This is a genomic window from Tolypothrix tenuis PCC 7101 (assembly GCF_963874875.1).
In the GTDB taxonomy this organism is placed as follows: domain Bacteria; phylum Cyanobacteriota; class Cyanobacteriia; order Cyanobacteriales; family Nostocaceae; genus Aulosira; species Aulosira tenue.
Genome location: NZ_CAWNJS010000001.1, coordinates 3476614 through 3496287 on the forward strand (window position 1 = coordinate 3476614; position 19674 = coordinate 3496287).

7 protein-coding genes are annotated in these 19674 nt (G+C 42.3%); 6 read left to right on the forward strand and 1 reads right to left on the reverse strand.

The window, feature by feature from the left end:
• Nucleotides 1-156 precede the first annotated feature (156 nt).
• The gene (locus tag AACU25_RS14230) at nt 157-2217 is read right to left on the reverse strand and encodes an elongation factor G (RefSeq protein ID WP_096583748.1); all 2061 of its coding nucleotides are present in this window, start codon (nt 2215-2217) and stop codon (nt 157-159) included.
• A 623-nt stretch (nt 2218-2840) separates the two neighbouring features.
• Here AACU25_RS14230 and AACU25_RS14235 point away from each other — a divergent pair.
• From AACU25_RS14235 to AACU25_RS14260, 6 genes are all read left to right on the forward strand, one after another.
• Nucleotides 2841-3785, forward strand: a complete 945-nt coding sequence (locus AACU25_RS14235; protein WP_096576620.1) for a tetratricopeptide repeat protein — start codon at nt 2841-2843, stop codon at nt 3783-3785.
• 209 nt (nt 3786-3994) lie between these two features.
• A complete protein-coding gene (locus tag AACU25_RS14240) occupies nt 3995-4546 on the forward strand; it encodes a phosphate-starvation-inducible PsiE family protein (protein ID WP_096576622.1) in 552 nt (183 codons plus the stop codon).
• Between the two features lie 226 nt (nt 4547-4772).
• Entirely contained in the window at nt 4773-5012 is a 240-nt protein-coding gene (locus AACU25_RS14245; RefSeq protein ID WP_096576626.1) for a hypothetical protein, read from the forward strand.
• 408 nt (nt 5013-5420) lie between these two features.
• On the forward strand, nt 5421-8156 hold the full coding sequence (locus AACU25_RS14250; protein ID WP_096576628.1) for a CHAT domain-containing protein: 2736 nt from the start codon (nt 5421-5423) through the stop codon (nt 8154-8156).
• A 149-nt stretch (nt 8157-8305) separates the two neighbouring features.
• Nucleotides 8306-8806: a hypothetical protein gene (locus AACU25_RS14255; protein WP_096576630.1), complete on the forward strand. Its 501-nt coding sequence runs from the start codon at nt 8306-8308 to the stop codon at nt 8804-8806.
• Nucleotides 8807-9747: 941 nt separating this feature from the next.
• Nucleotides 9748-19671 carry a PAS domain S-box protein gene (locus AACU25_RS14260; RefSeq protein ID WP_096576633.1) on the forward strand — a complete coding sequence of 3308 codons (9924 nt, stop codon included), beginning with the start codon at nt 9748-9750 and terminating at the stop codon, nt 19669-19671.
• Nucleotides 19672-19674: the final 3 nt, after the last annotated feature.

Here is a 19674-nt window from a genome sequence, read left to right on the forward strand (position 1 = left end):
GGGTGTGTTATGCCGTATGCTAACGCACCATCCGAGATTTTCGGTGCGTTAAACTTCGTTATAACGCACCCTACTAAAATAAATCTCTTCAACAAATCGCCCTGCACTTATGAGCACAGGGCGATGATTTTAGATTAATTGTAAATCCCAACAAAATTATTTGCTGTTACCGTTACCGTTGCCGTTAGCATGACCATTGGTATTGCTTTGCAGTACACGTTCAGCGAGTTTTTCTGGTACTTCTTGCAGATGGTCATATTCCCAGTGGAAGGAACCAACGCCGAGAGTGAGCGATCGCAGTTCTACAATAAAGTCATGCATCTCTGCTTGGGGTAGGTATGCGGAGATATTATCCCAACCTTGCCAATCGTTTCTGCCTTCGTAACCTAAGATTTGCCCCCGTTTACCACTGAGTAGTTGCAAGGCTTTGGAGGTAAATTCGCTGGGTGTGGTTACTTGCACTTTCAAAATCGGTTCTAGGAGGGTAGGTTGGGCTTGGGGTACTCCTGTTTGCATTGCCAACCTAGCAGCTTGTTTAAAGGCTTGTTCGGAACTATCAACGTTGTGGTAGGAACCATTGGTTAGAGTTACCGCCACATCCACAACTGGGAAGCCCAAAGGCCCATGTGCTAGAAATTCTCGCACACCCATTTCCACGCCAGGAATATACTGTCTGGGAACGACACCGCCCACAATGGTTTCCCGGAAGTTAAAGCCTTCGCCACGGGGTAGGGGCTGAATATCTAGGAACACATCACCAAATTGCCCATGTCCACCGCTTTGGTGCTTATAACGCCCATGAACGGCTGCTACAGGTTTGCGGATGGTTTCTTTGTAAGGCACTTGGGGCATATGGGTAGTCATTGGCAGGTTATATTTCCGCCGCAGTCTATCTAAGGCGACTTGCAAATGAATTTCGCCTTGTCCCCACAGAATTACTTCATGGGTATCGCCGTGCTGTTCCCAATTGAGAGAAGGATCTTCCTCTAATAGTTTGGTGATGGCGCTGCTGAGTTTTACTTCATCGTTGCGCTTTTCGGGAGTAATCGCCAGGGCGTAAACGGGTTCTAACTGTTCAGCTTTCGGTAAATCTGCTTTTAACTGTGCATCTGGAGATAGAATATCTCCGGTTTTGATGCCTTCTAAACGGCTTACAGCTACAATATCGCCAGCTAAAACTTCATTAACTGACTGCTGTTGTTGTCCCATTAAGCGATAAAGCCCACCAGCACGCACGCCATTGAGGACAATGCCATCAGTTAATTTGCCTTGCCAAACACGGACTAGGGAGAGTTTGCCACCTTGGGGAGTGTAGAAAGTTTTTAATACTTGGGCAATTGGGCTATTGCTGGCTTTAGTTAAGCGACGTTCGGCTGTAGTTTCTGGTTCTGGTGCTTCCCGTACCAAAGCTTCTAATAAAGGTCTCACACCATAATCTTGTTCTGCCACACCAAAGAAAACGGGGACTACTAAATCTGCCCCTAATTCCATTTTTAAATCCTTGAGGATTTCTTCTTGGGGTGGTTCAATATCTTCTAAAAGTTCTTCCAATAAGTGATCGTCAAAATTTGCTAAAGCTTCGAGCATTTCTGCTCGTGCAGTATGTTCTTCTTCTTTTAAGTTTTCGGGGAACGGAATTAAGTCTGCTGGTGCGCCTGGATGATATTGATATGCTTGTTCACTCACCATATCAATAAAGCCTGTGAGCTGTTCCCCTTGCATGATGGGATATTGATGGGCAACTAGGGGACGGCTGGAAACGGCTTTGAGGGCGTGTAATGTTTCGAGAACATGAATATTTGCCCTGTCCATTTTATTAACAAAGACGATGTGGGGAATTTCCCAATCGTCTAGGAATTTAAATAGAGGAGCAAGGGTGAGGACGCGATCGCGGATGGGTTCGCAAACTACAATTGCCGCATCGACTCCCATTAAGGCATTATAAGTTTCTTGGGCAAATTCAACACTTCCGGGACAGTCCAGAAAGTTAAAGCGCAAGTCGTTATATTCAGTGCTAGCAGCGCTGACTTCTACACTCATGTGGCGATCGCGCGATTCGTTCGCACTATCTCCAACTGTGTTACCATCCTTAACACTGCCTTTACGGGAAATAGCCCCTGTGACAAATAACAAACTTTCTAATAAGGTTGTTTTTCCACTTAAATAAGGGCCGACAATTGCAACATTCCGCGAACCCGATTTTACTTTTTCGTTCATAAAACCTCCCTGGCGGTAAGTCACCACTAACCGCATTATCCTGTGTATTCAGGCATAGAAAATGGTTCTCTTTAAGTACGCAACTGGTACAGCTATCTTGTGGTTTAAGAGTCAAGAGTCAAGAGTCAAAGGTCAAGGGTCAAAAATTCATGTTTTTTGGACTTTTGACTGTTGACTTTGGACAGCCTTCACGAAAAAGATGTGACACTTGCGTAAGTCCTTAAGTTGAGAATCATCTCCTCTTTAATCAGTTATTATCCTCCCTTTAATCAATGCAACGAAAAATTGTAGCCTGTTGTAAGATTTAGCTAAAGAAAAGTTAATTAAATCAAACTTTAATACCAAGAGTTGAACTTTTGTAAAATCAATCCCTATCAGAAGAATCTTTGTGAAGAAAAATTAACTAAAGGCGGAATTATTCAGGATAAAGCATGAAAGATGAAACTAACAGACACAGCAGTTGTCATCAGTGGTGTAGGTAAAATCAAGAAAAGTTAATCTATAAAATGTTTTGCTATTTTAGGAAATACCAAAAAATCAATTATCCGGCAAGTAGGGGCATAATATCCACAGAATTTCGAGCAAATAGACCCTTACTCCCTGCCTTGCCTCTACAATTATTTATGTATTGTTTTAATAGTAAATCTCTGCAATCTTTATATAATTTCCGCCTAAGTATATTAATAACTTTAACTTTGCTCTGGGGTAGTTCTATCTATATTTCCACTAGTTTCGCCATCACCCCACCGGAGTTATTAGCACAAACTACTAGCCAAGGAGCAGTAGACTTATTAAATCAAGGCTTACAGGCAATTCAAGCTGGCAGAGTACAAGATGCGATCGCTTCATTTAGAAAAGCTATCCTGCTAGATCCCAAACTAGCCCCCGCCCACTACAATTTAGGGCTAGCATTGCGGCAGACTGGACAATTACAACCTGCAGCAGATGCATTTTATCAAGCAACCCAAGCAGATCCGAAATTTGCGCCCGCTTTTGCTAATTTAGGCGGAGCTTTATTAGAAGGGAATAATTTGCAGTTAGCGAATGATTACTTACAACGAGCAATCGAACTCGATTCTAAACTCGGTTTTGCCCACTATAACTTAGGATTGCTGCGAGAACAGCAACGAGATTGGGAAAGAGCGATCGCATCTTTTAAAAAAGCGATGCAATATAGCCAAAATGCCCCAGAGCCAGCCTATCATTTAGGATTAGTTTATCTGCAACAAGGCAAAGTTGATCAAGCTAGAGAAGCCTTTCGCCAAGCATTAAGAGTTAATCCCCAATATGCGGAAGCACATTACAATTTAGGTTCAATTTGGTTTCAACAAAGTAAATGGCAAGAAGCCTTAGAAGCCTTCAGAAAAGCAGCCACAGCTAACTCAAATTATGCCAACGCTTATTATGGTGCAGGTTTAGCATTTATGCAATTAAGGCAATATGCACAAGCCGCCCAAGTCTTTCAATATGCCAGAGATTTATACAATGCTCAAGGCAATCCTCAATGGGGAAAAAATGCCCAGCAATTGTTACAACAAGCACAGAATTTCAATTACCAACCTCGCTAAGGTGCGAAGGATAGATAGTAAGCAACAACAAAATTATCGGATGAACTAGAACACCGATTGCTTAATTAAAAATAAAGAATTCTGCGAGGATAGGCACTTTTAGGTATTACGTTTTCAGCCTAATGATAACTGGTGCCTACACTACAAGTTAAAGAATAATGAATCGATATTCTAGTTGGTAATTCTCAATCTGTCACCATTGTCATGGTATGCATATGCAAAAGCGCGTTAAAAGCCGATTTCTATTTTGCGATCGCTGGTTTGATCGCCATGCGATTGTTCGCAACATGGAGGCTTTTCAAGACTTAATTGTTATAGTCTTATGTTTAGGTTTATTTGCTGTCATGTTACTGCAATTATGGGGGATATTAATTGCAATTACACATCAACTTGACTACAAAATAGTGACAGCAAAAATACTATTTATTCTGATTTTGGTAGAGTTATTTCGGCTGCTCATGGTTTATTTACAAGAGCATAGTATTGCTGTTGGTGTCGCAGTCGAAGTCACAATTGTATCAGTTCTACGAGAAGTAGTTGTTCACGGTGCCTTAGAAATCTCTTCAATTCAAACAGCAGCAATTTGCGGCTTATTATTCATTTTGGGTGCGTTATTAATAGTGTGTGCAAAAACACCACACATGGATTGCATGAGCGCTAACACAAAATTTTGCCCTATTGTCTATCAAGGAAGTAGAGAAAAGCAAAATCTAGAGTTTCAATACTCACGTCGATGTGATGAAAATCAGCCTTTGGTGTAGGGGTTTGGCGTTTGTCATTTGGTAATGGGTAATTGGTAATTGGTAATTGGTAATGGGAATTTATATTCGTCTCCCAATCCCCAGTCCCCAGTCCCCAATCCCCAATCCCCAGTCCCCAATCCCCAATCCCCAACTCAGGAGTAATTTTTTCTACGCTTCTGGGAAGATGAAGCCTCCTTTGACGGTAGGTAGAAATTAGTTAAGAACCTAAAGGAGGGTAAATTTTATGGCTACAGGTAACGGACAATCTCAACAACCGATTAGCAACCTAGAGTACGATTTTGTGACTGTGCTGCACAATAAAGCAGAAGCAGTTAAAGCTTACGATGTTTACATTAAAGACGCGCAGGAAGCTAACTCTCAGCCCTGTGTAGAATTATTCCAAAAATTGCGGCAGTCTGATGTTGAGCAAGCTCAAGAAATCCGCAATCATCTGCAACAAGTAATGCAGCACGGTAAAATGTAATCTATTCGGGGCATAGGGGATAGGGCATGGGGCATGGAAAAGAATAAAAATACCCTGTCCCAAGTCGGCTTTCCTGCATTCTCTAATTAATAGACAGCAAGCCGCAGGCGCTATCAACTATGCTGATTCCCTGCGGCTTGTTGCACTTGTTGCACCGTCAAATGTCAAGCTTGGGCTAATTGCAATACTTGTCGGTTAAGGGGAAAAGGGTCAGGGGAAAAGGAAAAGAAAAAACCTTTAACCCTTACCCTTTCACCTTTTCCCAAACTAAATTCCGATGTTAGTTATCTTGAATTGCACTGACCTACTTAAGAGAGTTTTTTTATTTTAAGTTTTGCACCTTCGGCGACAATACAGGGATATAAATAAAAGCAAGTAGTTAAATATACTCTTGCTGGAGGATTTGCGATGAGCGATCGCCGGAAATATTTCACCTGGCTGCTGGTGTTAGTTCCTTTGTTTTCCTTACCTGCTTTACCTTTGGTTACGGTTACAGCACAGGCGCAAACTAATCTAACTCGCAAAGATGAGGCTGTAAAAATTTTTAACTTAGGTTGGCAACAGGCCGAGCGGGGTAACTATTCGGAAGCATTAAAATTATTTGAGCAAGCTTTAGCAATTCTGAGAGAAATTAAATATAGTGTCGGTGAAGCTACAGTTCTCAATGATATTGGCGAAATTTACCGCAGAGCTAATCAGTATCCCCAAGCTTTAAAAGTTTTAGAGTCAGCTTTAGTAATTGTTAAACAAATTGATGACAAAGCTGGACAAGCAGCAAATCTCAATAATATCGGCTTGGTTTATCGCGACATGGGAGAATATACCAAAGCATTAGAGTATTTTCAACAAGCGATCGCCATCAGCAATCAAGCTGGTAAAAAACAGCAGCAGGGCTCAATGCTGTCTAATATTGCATCAATATATAACAAATTAGGAGAGCAGACTAAAGCCTTAGATTATTTGCAGCAAGCTTTAGCTAATTACCAGCAATTAGGCAATAAAGAAGAACAAGTAATCATGCTCAATTTGATTGGTTTAAATTACCAAAACCGAGGAGAATATCCCAAAGGATATGAGTACTTTCAGCAAGGTTTAATCATTAGCAAACAAGCTGGTGATCAATCGGGTCAAGGCATATCTCTAAATAATATTGGCTCTTATTACTACAACTTAGGTCAGTATGCAAAATCTTTAGATTTCTTAGGACAAGCTTTAGCTATTCGTCAACAACTGGGTGATCAATCTGCCATCGCCGTCAATATTAGTAACATTGGGGAAGTTTACCGAATGTTAGGACAATATCCCCAAGCGCTACAAAATTTCCAGCAAGCTTTAACAATCCAAAAACAAATTGCAGATAAAGATGGAGAAGGAACTACTATCAATAATATTGGGCAGACTTACAGCGATTTAAAAGACTATAATCAAGCCCTCAATTATCTTCAACAAGCTTTAGCAATTCGTCAGCAAATTTCTGACCAGGATGGTTTAGGTGAAACTCTCAATAATATTGGCGACCTTTACCGCCAATTAGAAAATTACGATCGCGCTTTAGAATACTTTCAGCAAGCTTTAGCAGTTAACAGAAAAATTGGTAACAAACCTGGGGAAGCTGGCAATGTTAATAATATGGGCGAAGTTTACCGCACATTACAACAAGATGCAAAAGCTTTGGAGTCTTTTGAGCAAGCTTTAGCTATTGTGAAAACAATTGGTGACAAAGCTGGAGAAGCAAAAACTCTCCACAATATTGGACTAATTTATATTCATCAAGGTCAGTATCCTGAAGCAGAGAAAAACTTATTTGCTGCCATAGATATTTGGGAAGCTTTACGACCTGGATTAAGCGATGCTCAAAAAATTGCTTTCATCGATACCCAAGCAAATACTTATCGCTTTTTAATTCAATCCTTAATTGTCCAAAATAAAATTGAAGCTGCACTAGAAGTAGCCGATCGCACTAGAGCCAGAGCATTTGTGGATTTATTAGTCTTAAAGCAATTAGAAAAACCAAATGCTCAAATCAATATCAAACCTCTCAAGCTGGCAGAGATTAAAAATATTGCTAAATCTCAAAATGCTACTCTCGTAGAGTACGCTACAGTTGAGGAAGATAAACTTTATATTTGGGTAGTTAACCCTACAGGTAAAATTTCGTTTGAGCAAGTTAATTTAAAACAATCTCTCAAGAGTCCTTTACAAAAATTGGTGTTAGCTAGCCGTAATTCTTTAGGTGCAAGGGGTAGGGGTATTAATATTTCACCAATCAACGAACCCCCAAATTCCGGTAGCAAAAAAACCCAGTTAAAGAAACTCTATGAAATCCTCATTCAACCAATCGCCAAATATCTGCCTACAGATCCTCAATCTCGTGTAATCTTCATTCCCCAATCATCGTTGTTTCTGGTACCATTCCCTGCACTACAAGACCAACAAGGTAAATATTTAATCGACAAACATACTATCCTGACTGCACCAGCGATTCAAGTTTTAGACTTAACTGCCAAGCAACACCACAATATCCCCCAGTCTGAAAAAGATATATTGGTGGTTGGCAATCCTATCATGCCTAAGCTGCCGATAGCAAATGAGATATTGGAACCATTACCCGGTGCGGAAGCAGAAGCCAAGAAAATTGCCAGTTTATTCAAAACCCAAGCAATTATCGGTAGCAAAGCCACAGAAACATCAATGGTCAAGCAAATGAACCAAGCTAAAATCATTCATTTTGCTACCCACGGCTTACTTGATGATTTTAAAGGATTGGGCGTACCAGGTGCGATCGCTCTTGCTCCTACTCGTCAGGATGATGGTTTACTGACATCCGGTGAAATTTTGGATATGAAACTCAACGCCGACTTGGTTGTACTGAGCGCTTGCAACACTGGAGGTGGTAACATTACAGGCGATGGAGTGATTGGTTTATCACGTTCTCTCATTACTGCTGGGGTCAAGAGTGTAATTGTTTCACTGTGGTCTGTATCAGATACTTCTACCGCCTTTTTGATGACTGAGTTTTATCGTCATTTGCAACACAATCCCGATAAAGCTGCGGCGCTGCGAGCAGCAATGCTCACAACCAGACAAAAGTATAGTAATCCACTAGATTGGGCTGCATTTACTTTGATTGGGGAAGCAAAGTGAAACAATTTTAGATTTTAGATTTGTTTCATACTGGAATGCTTCTTTATTGGCTCGATAATTTATTCAATTTTTATCTCTAAAATTCACGATGCTGTGAAATAAAGAAAAATTTCAACCAAAGCACTGATTACCAAATACCCTAAAATATCATGAAAATTATTTTTAAATTGGCGATTTTGTCTTTTGCCAGCTTTGCCGTATCTATGCAAATTGTGTCGGCTCAAACTCCCAAAACTACAGGTGATGCGCGCATCAAAGATATTTTAGATAAGCTAGGGGCTAAATATGAGTTACTACCTGATGGAGATTTTAAATTATTAATACAAACCGAAAATAAACGCAACCAAGTAGTATTTATTGAATCCAGAACCGAAAAACTCGGCAACTTAGAAATTCGTTATATTTCATCTCCAGGATATGTAACTAAGGGAGCGATTCCCACGGAAATTGCTAACAAGCTACTAGAAAATAGTGGTTTAAACAAAATAGCTGCTTGGCAAGTTTTGACTAAAGAGCAAACTCACATGGCTATATTTACTGCCAAGATAGCAGCCAATAGTGAGGCGGAAACTGTGAAAAATACGCTTTTAGCTGTGGGCTATGGTGCAGATGCAATTGAAAAAGAGTTGACAGGTAAGGATGAATTTTGAATAACAAGGGAACAGGGACTTGCAAATCAAAAGTAGGAGGTGCAGGGGAAGCAGTAACAATAAAACTAATTTCACCGCATAGCGTCTTTGAAGGATTCACCTGTACCCCTACGCTTAACCAAGCTGGGCTTGCCGCAAGCATCTGAACTTCGGTGACTCAGCACTCTCAACTTAAGAGGCGAATTGTCTGTAGCTAGAACTTGGATAAATGGTATAAATACCTGATAAAAAAGCGATCGCACAAAATCCATTACCAGCTATAATGATTGATTTTCAAGAGTATGTATTCATGTGTGAGACGTATAAATACTTATATATCTTGTATATTTATTGCATTCTGACTATGTCTATACTGGATAATAAATCATCCAAATTTTATGAAAATTTTCAACAACGCCAATTCAACAAACCCAACGGGGTTGGGGGCTGGGTAACTCTGGCCCCACGACCGCAGGTAGTAGGGATTAGGGGTAATGGGAATTCGGAGAATGCAGACGCGAAGCCGTGAGCGACTCTGGTGGACGGGTTCCCCGGCATATAATGAACTGTAGGTATCCTCAGAATTCACCCATTCGCCTTAGCGTCTCTGAAACAGAAGGGCTTCCTGTAGGTTGGGAGATGAGGGGACAAGAGGAAATAATCATTACCCATTACTCATTACCCATTCTCATAATTAAAGATTTTCTTCACAAAAAAAATGCAAACTTTTAAGCGCATTAGCTGATTGCTGTAATTTTGAACCATGCCACAATACAGGTGTTATTGCGCGCACAATCTATTGTCTCCTGATCATCAATCTATTGAATGAAAGACTTCTGCTTCTTCTCACTTGAACTATAGATTAATCTCTAACCTATCTATATGTTAAGTAAGGTTTTTAACTTGATGGATATGGAGGTACAATCGCTTGTGAAACGCGATCGCGTTAACAATTGTGCTGTATGAGTCACCCCTCCCTACTAACTATTTTGCTAATTGACGATTGTGCTGAAGATCGGGTGACTTACCGTCGCTTTTTGCAGCACGATAACCGCTATATTTATCGCATTTTAGAGTTTGATACAGCAACCGCAGCAATGAACTGGTGTCACTACGAGACACCAGATGTGGTTTTGCTGGATTTTGCGTTGCCTAATGGTGACGGGTTGGACTTTATTCGGCAGTTTAGAGAACATCTAAGAAATACGCAATCGGCTGTGATTATGGTGACTGGGCAGGGAGATGAAACTATTGCTGTGCAAGCAATGAAAAATGGAGCCCAGGATTATTTACTCAAAAGCCAGCTGACAGCGACAATTTTGCACAGTGCCATTCATTATGCAGTAGAGCAGGTGCGCTTATTACGGCAGCTAGAACAAAGTCGAGAGCAACAACACTTAATTGCAGCAATCGCTTTAAGAATTCGCCAATCTTTAAAGCTAGAAGAAATATTGCGGATTACTGCCAAAGAAGTACGCCAGTTTCTGAAAGCAGATCGGGTATTAGTTTATCAATTTCATCCGGATATGAGTGGCACTGTGGTAGCGGAATCAGTGCTTCCTGGTTGGACGGTTTCTCTGGGGACAAAAATTCAAGATACTTGCTTTCAAGAAGGATATGGAGATAAATATTACCAAGGAAAAAAACAAGCAATCAATGATATTTATCAAGCGGGTTTAACAGATTGTTATTTACAGCTATTAGAACAATTTGAAGTCAAAGCCAATTTAGCAGTTCCCATTTTGGTGAAGGATAGTTTATGGGGATTATTAATTGCTCATCAATGTTCGAGAACGCGCAATTGGGAAGCGATGGAACTAGAGTTACTGGATCAGCTAGGGGTGCAATTATCACTGGCAATTCAGCAAGCAAATGCCTATGAGCAACTGCAGACAGAACTCACAGAACGAAAATGGATGGAAGCAGCGCTGCAAGCTAGCGAAGAAAAGCTGAAGCTTACCCTAGATTTTGCTCATATTGGCTATTGGGAGCGGAACTTTATTACCGATGAAATATTTGCTAGCGACAATGCCATTCGTTGTTTTGGCTATGAAAGAAAGAGCATCAACGTTACTAATGAAGAATGGTTGAGCTTTATTCATCCTGAGGATCAAGAATGGGTACAACAACAACTACAGCAAGCGATCGCTAACAAAACAGATTATGTTGTGGAATATCGAGTAGTATGGGCAGATAAAAGCATTCACTGGATATCTTCAAGCGGCAGGGCAGTTTACGACGATAACGGACTTCCATTAGTGATGCTAGGCGTTTTGATAGATATCAGCGATCGCAAACAAGCTGAAGAAAAACTCCGAGAAAGTGAAGAACGTTTCCGCAGCACCTTTGAGCAAGCAGCAGTAGGAATTAGCCATGTATCGCTGAGTGGGCAATTTATCCGCCTGAACCAAAAGTTTTGTGACATTACCGGCTATCCTTTAGCTGAACTCCAGAAATTAACCTTTCAGGATATTACCCATCCAGACGATGTGTTAGCTGGTTTACAGCAAAGTCAAAGACTAATCACAGGAGAAATTCAGACCTTTTCTTTAGAAAAGCGGTATATTCGCCAGGATGGAGCGATTGTCTGGGCGAATTTGACTTGTTCCCTAGTACGCGATCGCTTTGGCGCACCACAATATTTCATTTCTGTGATCGAAGATATTTCCCACCGCAAGCAAATGGAAGCAGAACTCCAACAGCATCAGGAGCGTTTGAATATGGCTCTAGAAGCTGCTGGTATGGGTAATTGGGACTGGAATATTGCCACAGGAGAAATTTATTGGTCGCCTAACCTGGAACGACTATTTGGTATAGTTCCCGGCACTTTCAACGGTAATTATGAAACCGTTGTGTCCATTATGCACCCAGAGGATCAAGAATCAGTTTTACAAGCAATTAATGCGGCTGTTTATCAAAAGCAAGAATATAACATCGAATTTCGCTTTATTAAACCTGATAGTACAATTCGCTGGGCACTGGGTAAAGGAAAAGTCTTTTATGACGAGCAAGGTAATCCTACCCGGATGATGGGGATTGATTTAGACATTACCGAGCGCAAACAAGCGGAAGCTACTCTCAAGGAAAGTGAAGAAAGATTCCGCCACATAGCAGACAGCAGCCCGGTGCTGATTTGGATGTCGGGAACTGACAAATTATGCCACTATTTCAATAGCAGTTGGTTAGAATTTACTGGCAGAACTTTAGAACAAGAACTAGGTAATGGTTGGCTAGAAAAAGTACATCCAGAGGAATATCAATATTGCCAAGAAACTTATATTAATGCCTTTGATAACCGCCAAGAGTTCCAAATTGAATACCGCCTGCAACGCTTTGATGGTGAATATCGTTGGATTTTAGATAAAGGAGTCCCCCGATTTACCAGTGAAGGCGAATTCTTGGGCTATATGGGTTCCTGCATTGATATTAGCGATCGCATTTTTGCAGAACAAGCATTACAACAACTCAATCAAGAACTCGAAGCCAGAGTAGAACAACGTACCGCCGCTTTAAAAGAAAGCGAAGAACGCTGGCAATTGGCGCTTAAGGGCAGCAATGATGGCATTTGGGATTGGAACCTCAAAACTAATGAGGTGTTCTTCTCAACTCGCTGGAAAGAAATGCGAGGCTTTACTGAGGATGAAATGGATTCCAATATCGAAGCATGGTGGAGCAGAATTCATCCTGATGATTATGAACGGTTTAAAATAGCATTGAATGAGCATTTTGCTCAAAAAACGCCATTTTTTGTGGATGAATACCGAGTAAAGCACAAAAATGGCTCCTACATTTGGGTATTAAACCGGGGTCAGGCTTTGTGGGATGAATTGGGTAATGTCATTCGCATGAGTGGTGCTACAAAGGATATCACCGAACGCAAACAAGCAGAAGCCGAGTTGTTGGCCCTGAGCAGTCTGCAACAGGCAATTTTGGATGGCTCTGATTATGCGATTATTTCCGTCAATTCTCAGGGCTTGATTCAAACCTTTAATAGTGGTGCCCAAAAGATGTTGGGCTATACAGCAGAAGAAGCGATTAATAACACTCCAGGACTGTTTCATGATTTGGTAGAAATTCAGGAACGCTCAGAAATTCTCTCAAGAAAGTTAGGTAGACCAATAGCCTCGCCTATAGAATTTTTTATCATCAAAAACCAAGATGGCACTTACGAAGACGAATGGACATACATCCGCAAAAATGGCGATCGTCTTCCGGTTTTGTTGTCAACAACTTGTTTGCGAAAACCAGATGGTGAAATTTGGGGATTTCTGGGCATTGCTAAAGATATCACCCAACAAAAACAGATGGAAGCGGAACTCAAAAAAAATGCTGCCCATCTTGCTAGCGCCCAGCAAATTGCTCGTTTGGGTAGTTGGGAATTTGACTTTCAAACGCAACAAATCTATTGGTCGGCAGAAAGCTTTGAGATTTATGGACGCGATCCTCAATCTGGTATGCCAACCTATGCAGAGTTACGCCAATTAATTCATCCAGACGATCTCTCTCTCCATGATGATGTGGTAGAGCAAGCCCGTCAACAAGGTACATCTTACGAGATAGAATATCGTTTTTATCACTCCAATGGCAGTTTGCGCCATGCACTAGCACGAGGCGAAGTCATTTTGGATGTCAGTGGCCAGCCAAAACAGTTTATTGGTACAGTTCAGGATATTACCGATCGCAAACTGGCAGAAGAACAATTACGCAACCTCAGTGATCGCTTATCTTTGGCACTGAAAGCAGGTGCAATTGGTACTTGGGATTGGGATATCATCCACAACCAAAACCACTGGGATGAGCGAATGTATGAGCTGTATGGTATTGTGCCAGGGTCTGAAGGTTGGGCACTGTATCAAGATTGGTTAAATGTCATACATCCAGATGATCGTGCTCAAACTGAAGCTAGCGCGGAAGCTGCGCTGCGGGGAGAAAAAGACTTAGATATAGAATTTCGCGCTATTCACGCCGATGGCAGCATCCGCTACATCAAAGCTGCGGCTATTTTGCAACGTAATCAGCAGGGTGAATTACAACGAGCAGTAGGTATTAATTATGACATTACAGAGCGCAAACAAATAGAAGCAGCCCTGCGTGAGAGCGAACGCCGCTATGCAACCTTAGCTGAAACATCACCAGTGGCAATTTTCCGCATTGATGCAGAAGGGAATTGCGTTTACATGAATGAACGCTGGAGCGAGATGACTGGTAGACCAACTGCATCGGCATTAGGAACGGGATGGTTAGATGCAGTGCATCCAGAAGACCGCGAATATATGCTTTTGCAAAGGTCACAATCATTATCAAAAACCCCAAGATTGATTCGCAACGAAAGCAGGCATTTACGTCCAGATGGCAGCATTACCTGGGTTTACGCCCAGTTAGTACCTGAAACTAATCCCGATGGTAACTTAATTGGGTATATCGGTACACTTACGGATATTACCAGTCGCAAACAAATAGAAGCCGCCCTGTGGGAAAGCGAACGCCGCTATGCCAGTTTAACAGAAGCCTCACCAGTAGCTATCTTCCGACTAGATGGGGATGGGCAATGTATGTATGTTAACGAGCGCTGGTGTGAAATGACAGGCAGACCAGCCGAAGAAGCAATGGGTTACAAATGGTTAAATGCTATCCATCCCGAAGACCGCGATCGCTTTCTTGGTAATATGTCTGATTCATCTGAAACACAAAGATTGCGGCAAGATGAAGGCAGACATTTACTTCCAGATGGCAGCATTTCCTGGTTTTACGTCCAAGTGATCACCGAAACCGACACAGAAGGTAAAATTATTGGTTATGTGGGGACATTAACAGATATCACTGCACGTAAAGAAGCAGAAATTGCCCAGCAAGAAAGTGAGAGGCGCTATGCAACTTTAGCAGAAGCTTCTCCAGTAGCTATTTTCCGCTTTGATCCTCAAGGTAAATGCCTTTATGTCAATGATCGCTGGAGTGAGATGACAGGCAGACCAACTAAAGATGCGATGGGGTTCAAATGGTTACAAGCTATTCACCCAGACGACCGCGATCGCGCATGGCAGGAATGGTATCGATGGTCACAAACATCTCAGCTAGGAGAAATCTACCGTAGTGAAGGCAGACATCTGCAACCTGATGGCACTATTACCTGGTATTACTGCTATGTACTAGCAGAAACTAACTCCGAGGGCAGCATCATCGGTTACATTGGCACTTTGGCAGATGTCACCGCGCGCAAAACAGCAGAAATTGCCCAGCAGGAAAGCGATCGCCGCTATGCCACCTTAACCCAAGCTGCGCCAGTAGCGATTTATCAATTAGATTCTGAAATGAACTGCATTTATGTGAATAATCGCTGGAGCGATATCACAGGTAGACCAACTGAAGATGCGATGGGTTTAAAGTGGTTAGAAGCTATTCATCCAGACGATCGCGATCGCATGGGTAAGGAATGGGCAGCATGGGCACAAACATATAAACCAGGAGAAGTGTTCAAAAATCGAGGTAGACATCTTTGTCCTGATGGTATCATTACCTGGTTTGACTCCTATATGCTACCGGAAACTAACCAAGAAGGTGAGATTATTGGTTACATCGGTACCATTGTCGATATTACAGATCGTAAAGAGGCAGAACTTGCCCTCCAAGAAAGCGATCGCCGCTATGCAGATTTGGCACAAGCAGCACCAGTAGGCATTTATCGGTTTGATGCCGAAGGTAACTGTGTGTATGTCAATGAGATCTGGAGTGAGATGACAGGGAGACCTACACAGGAAGCATTAGGCAAAGAATGGATCAAAGCATTGCACCCAGACGATCGCGAGCAACTTTTAACGGCTACATCAACATCTTTTGCACAAAAAAGCAGGAAAACTAGTGAAGGTAGACATCTGAAACCCGATGGTAGCATTAGCTGGTTCTATAGCCAAATGGTGCCGGAAATTGATGCCAATGGTAATTTACTAGGTTATATTGGCACACTCACAGATATCACTGTTCGTAAAGAGGCAGAAATTGCCCTCAAAGAAAGCGAACGCCGCTATGCCACCTTAGCAGAAGCAGCACCAGTAGCGATTTTTCGCTTTAATGCTGAAGGTGAATGTATATATGTCAACGATCGCTGGAGTGAGATGACAGGCCGAACAGCCGAGTCTGCATTGGGTATGGGATGGGTAGATGCCTTACACCCAGAAGACCGCGATCGCATCTCACAGGAATGGGATAACGGCTTTGACCAAGGAAAATTTACTCAACATGAAGCCAGGTATCTTCACCCCGATGGAACTATAATCTGGCACTACTGCCAAGCAGTACCTGAAATTAGCGAAGATGGTAGATTAATGGGCTATATTGGCACCATAACAGATATTACTGACCGTAAAGAGGCAGAAATTGCCCTCAAAGAAAGCGAACGCCGCTATGCCACCTTAGCAGAAGCAGTGCCCGTGGGGATTATTCGATTTGATGCAGAAGGTAATTGTATCTACGTCAACGAGCGCTGGTGCGAGATGACAGGACAGCCAATACCAGCAGCATTGGGAATGGGATATTTAGATGTCTTGCACCCTGAAGATCGCGATCAACTTTTGATGGAATGGTCTCAATGGAGGCAATTATCTCAGCCCAGAAGACTTTTCCAAAGAGAAGGCAGGTATATTCGCCCAGATGGTAACATCAACTGGTTTTCTGGTTATGCATTACCCGAAATCAATCCCGATGGTATCGTTGTGGGGTATGTTGGTACACTCACAGATATCACTGAACGCAAGCGCAATGAAGATAAACTGCGAAAATTGTCGGATAGGCTGACCTTAGCAGTTCAATCGGGCGGATTCGGCATTTGGGAATGGGATATCGTCAATGATGTGCTGTTCTGGGATGAGCGGATGTACGAACTTTACGGCGTGCAACCTTCTGAGTTTGATGGAGTATATGAAACTTGGATTCAACGCATTCATCCAGAAGATCGCGCTGCATCTGAAGAATTTAGTGAGCGAGTACGCCAGGGAGAGATGGAATATAATACGGAATTTCGTGTTGTTCATCTCGATGGCAGCATCCGCTATATTAAAGCCTACGCTCTGATCAAAAGAAATCAACAGGGTGAGGCACTCAGAATGGTGGGTGTCAATTATGACATTACAGAACGTAAATTAGCGGAACTAGAACTTATCCGTAACCGAGACTTACGGGAAGTAATTTATAACGAATCTACTGATGCCATCTTTCTCGTAGATCCGCAAACTCTACTAACTATTGATTGTAATCGCCGGGCTGTAGAATTGTTTACTGCTCATCATAAAGGAGACCTGATTGGTATTGCTGGACACACACTTCAGCACCAGCCATTTTCGGAAGACGAACTAGCAGCTATTGCAGCGGAGATGGAGTCAAAAGCCTTCTGGAGCAGAGAAGTTGAATATGTCAATTATCAAGGCGATCGCTTTTGGGGAAACATCGCTTCCAAACCAATTACCGTAGCAGGACGGAGACTAAATTTAGTCCGCATCACAGATATTAGCGATCGCAAACAAACAGAAGAAATACTGGCAACATATACACGCGAGTTAGCAGATTTATACAACAATGCCCCCTGCGGCTACCATTCTCTTGATGTTGACGGTCGATTTGTCAACATCAACGATACAGAGCTGCAATGGTTGGGCTACACCTATGAAGAAATCATCGGACAACACTTTATTGACTATATTACAGAAGCCAGCCGCCCAGTATTTTTAGCCAGCTATCCGCAATTTAAAGAACGCGGCTGGGTGAAAGACCTAGAATTTGACATGATTTGCAAAGATGGCACAATTTTGCCAGTGCTGCTGAATGCAACTGCTGTCAAAGATGAAGATGGTACTTTTATCTCTAGCCGTTCCAGCATCTTTGATATCCGCGATCGCAAACAAGCAGAACGAGAATTGCAAGAATCCCGTACAATGCTGCGCTTGGTACTAGATACAATTCCCCAACGCGTATTTTGGAAAGATTGCGAATCGCGTTATTTAGGCTGTAATCCTAGTTTCGCCAACGATTGTCAGCAAACTCCCGATGCAATTATTGGCAAGACAGACTTAGACTTAACTTGGTCAGAATTCGCATACCTCTACCGTGCAGATGATGCCTTTGTCATCAACACCAAAACCGCCAAACTAGGCTATGAAGAACCAACCGTCAATCTCAATGGTGAGCAAATATGGCTGCGAACCAGTAAAGTACCCTTAACTAATAGCACAGGTGAAGTCATTGGTATTTTGGGTTCTTACGAAGATATTACTCAACGTAAACAAGCCGAAGAACAACTGCAGCATACAAATCAGCAGCTAGCACACGCTAACGTCGAATTAGCTCGTGCTACCCGCCTGAAAGACGAATTTTTGGCAAATATGAGCCATGAACTGCGAACCCCACTTAATGCTATTTTGGGAATGTCTGAGGGTTTGCAAGAAGGCGTGTTTGGCGAAGTCAATGAACGACAAATTAAAGCCATCTCTACCATTGAGCGCAGCGGCAAACATTTGCTTGAACTGATTAATGACATTTTAGATTTATCTAAAATCGAATCTGGAAAACTAGAACTGCAACTGAGCGATGTTCCTGCCAGAACTCTGTGTGATGCTAGTATCAGCTTCATCAAACAGATGGCTTTGAAGAAAAATATCGGACTCAGTACTCGGATTGCCGACAATCTGGGCAATATTTATGTAGACGATCGCCGTTTGCGTCAAGTCCTGATCAACCTCCTCAGCAACGCCATTAAATTCACTCCCGAAGGCGGTTCAGTCAGATTAGAAATCTCTCTGGAAGAAGCAGAGGAAGCTAATTCCCCCTCATCCCCCCACATCTGCTTCTCCGTCATTGACACTGGTATCGGCATTTGCATAGAAGATATCAATAAGTTATTTCAGCCCTTCATCCAGCTTGACAGCAGCCTCAACCGACAGTACAATGGCACGGGTTTAGGATTGGCACTTGTACAGCGGATTGCTACCTTACATGGCGGAACTGTCTCAGTGAGCAGTAAAGTCGGGGAAGGTAGTTGTTTTACTGTTCGTATTCCCTACAACACCAACGATCCTTTGTCCACAATGCAAGTAACGGCTCCATCACCCAGCCATCGCCTTCCTGCGGATAATACTCAAGTTTTAATTATTGAAGACTCCATTCCTGCTGCCGAGCAAATTACTCGCTATCTCACAGAAATGGGGATGCAACCTAATGTCTATCCACGCGGCGAAGGCTCTGTAGATGAAGCACTACGCATTCAGCCTGCTTTCATCCTTTTAGACTTGCAATTACCAAACCTTTCCGGTTGGGATGTGCTCAATCAACTGCAAAACAACCCACAAACTAAAGAGATTCCAGTCATCATTATTTCTGTAGTAGACGAGCGCACCAAAGGATTGGCTCAAGGAGCTGCGGAATATATAGTTAAGCCAATTACTCGCCAACAGTTTCAAGCAACCCTAGAGAAACTGCAATATATTCCCAGTCATGATTCCACAGCGTTGATTGTTGCCCCACAAGCAGCTGCTAAATCGCCGCTAATTCTGCTGGCAGAAGACAATCAGGCAAACATTGATACAATGTCCGGTTATCTAGAAAGTCGTGGCTATCGCCTAATTTTGGCAAAAAATGGTCAACAAGCCCTTGAAGTTGCCAAATTTCAACAACCTGATTTAATAGTAATGGATGTCCAAATGCCAGTTATGGACGGAATAGAAGCAATGCGCCATCTCCGTCAAGACCGGCAATTTGACCATGTGCCGATTATTGCATTAACAGCTCTTGCTATGCCAGGCGATCGCGAAAATTGTTTAGATGCAGGAGCAAACGAATATTTAAGTAAACCTATTAAACTCAAGCAGCTAGCAGTCACAATTCAACAACTTTTAGGAAGGTAACGG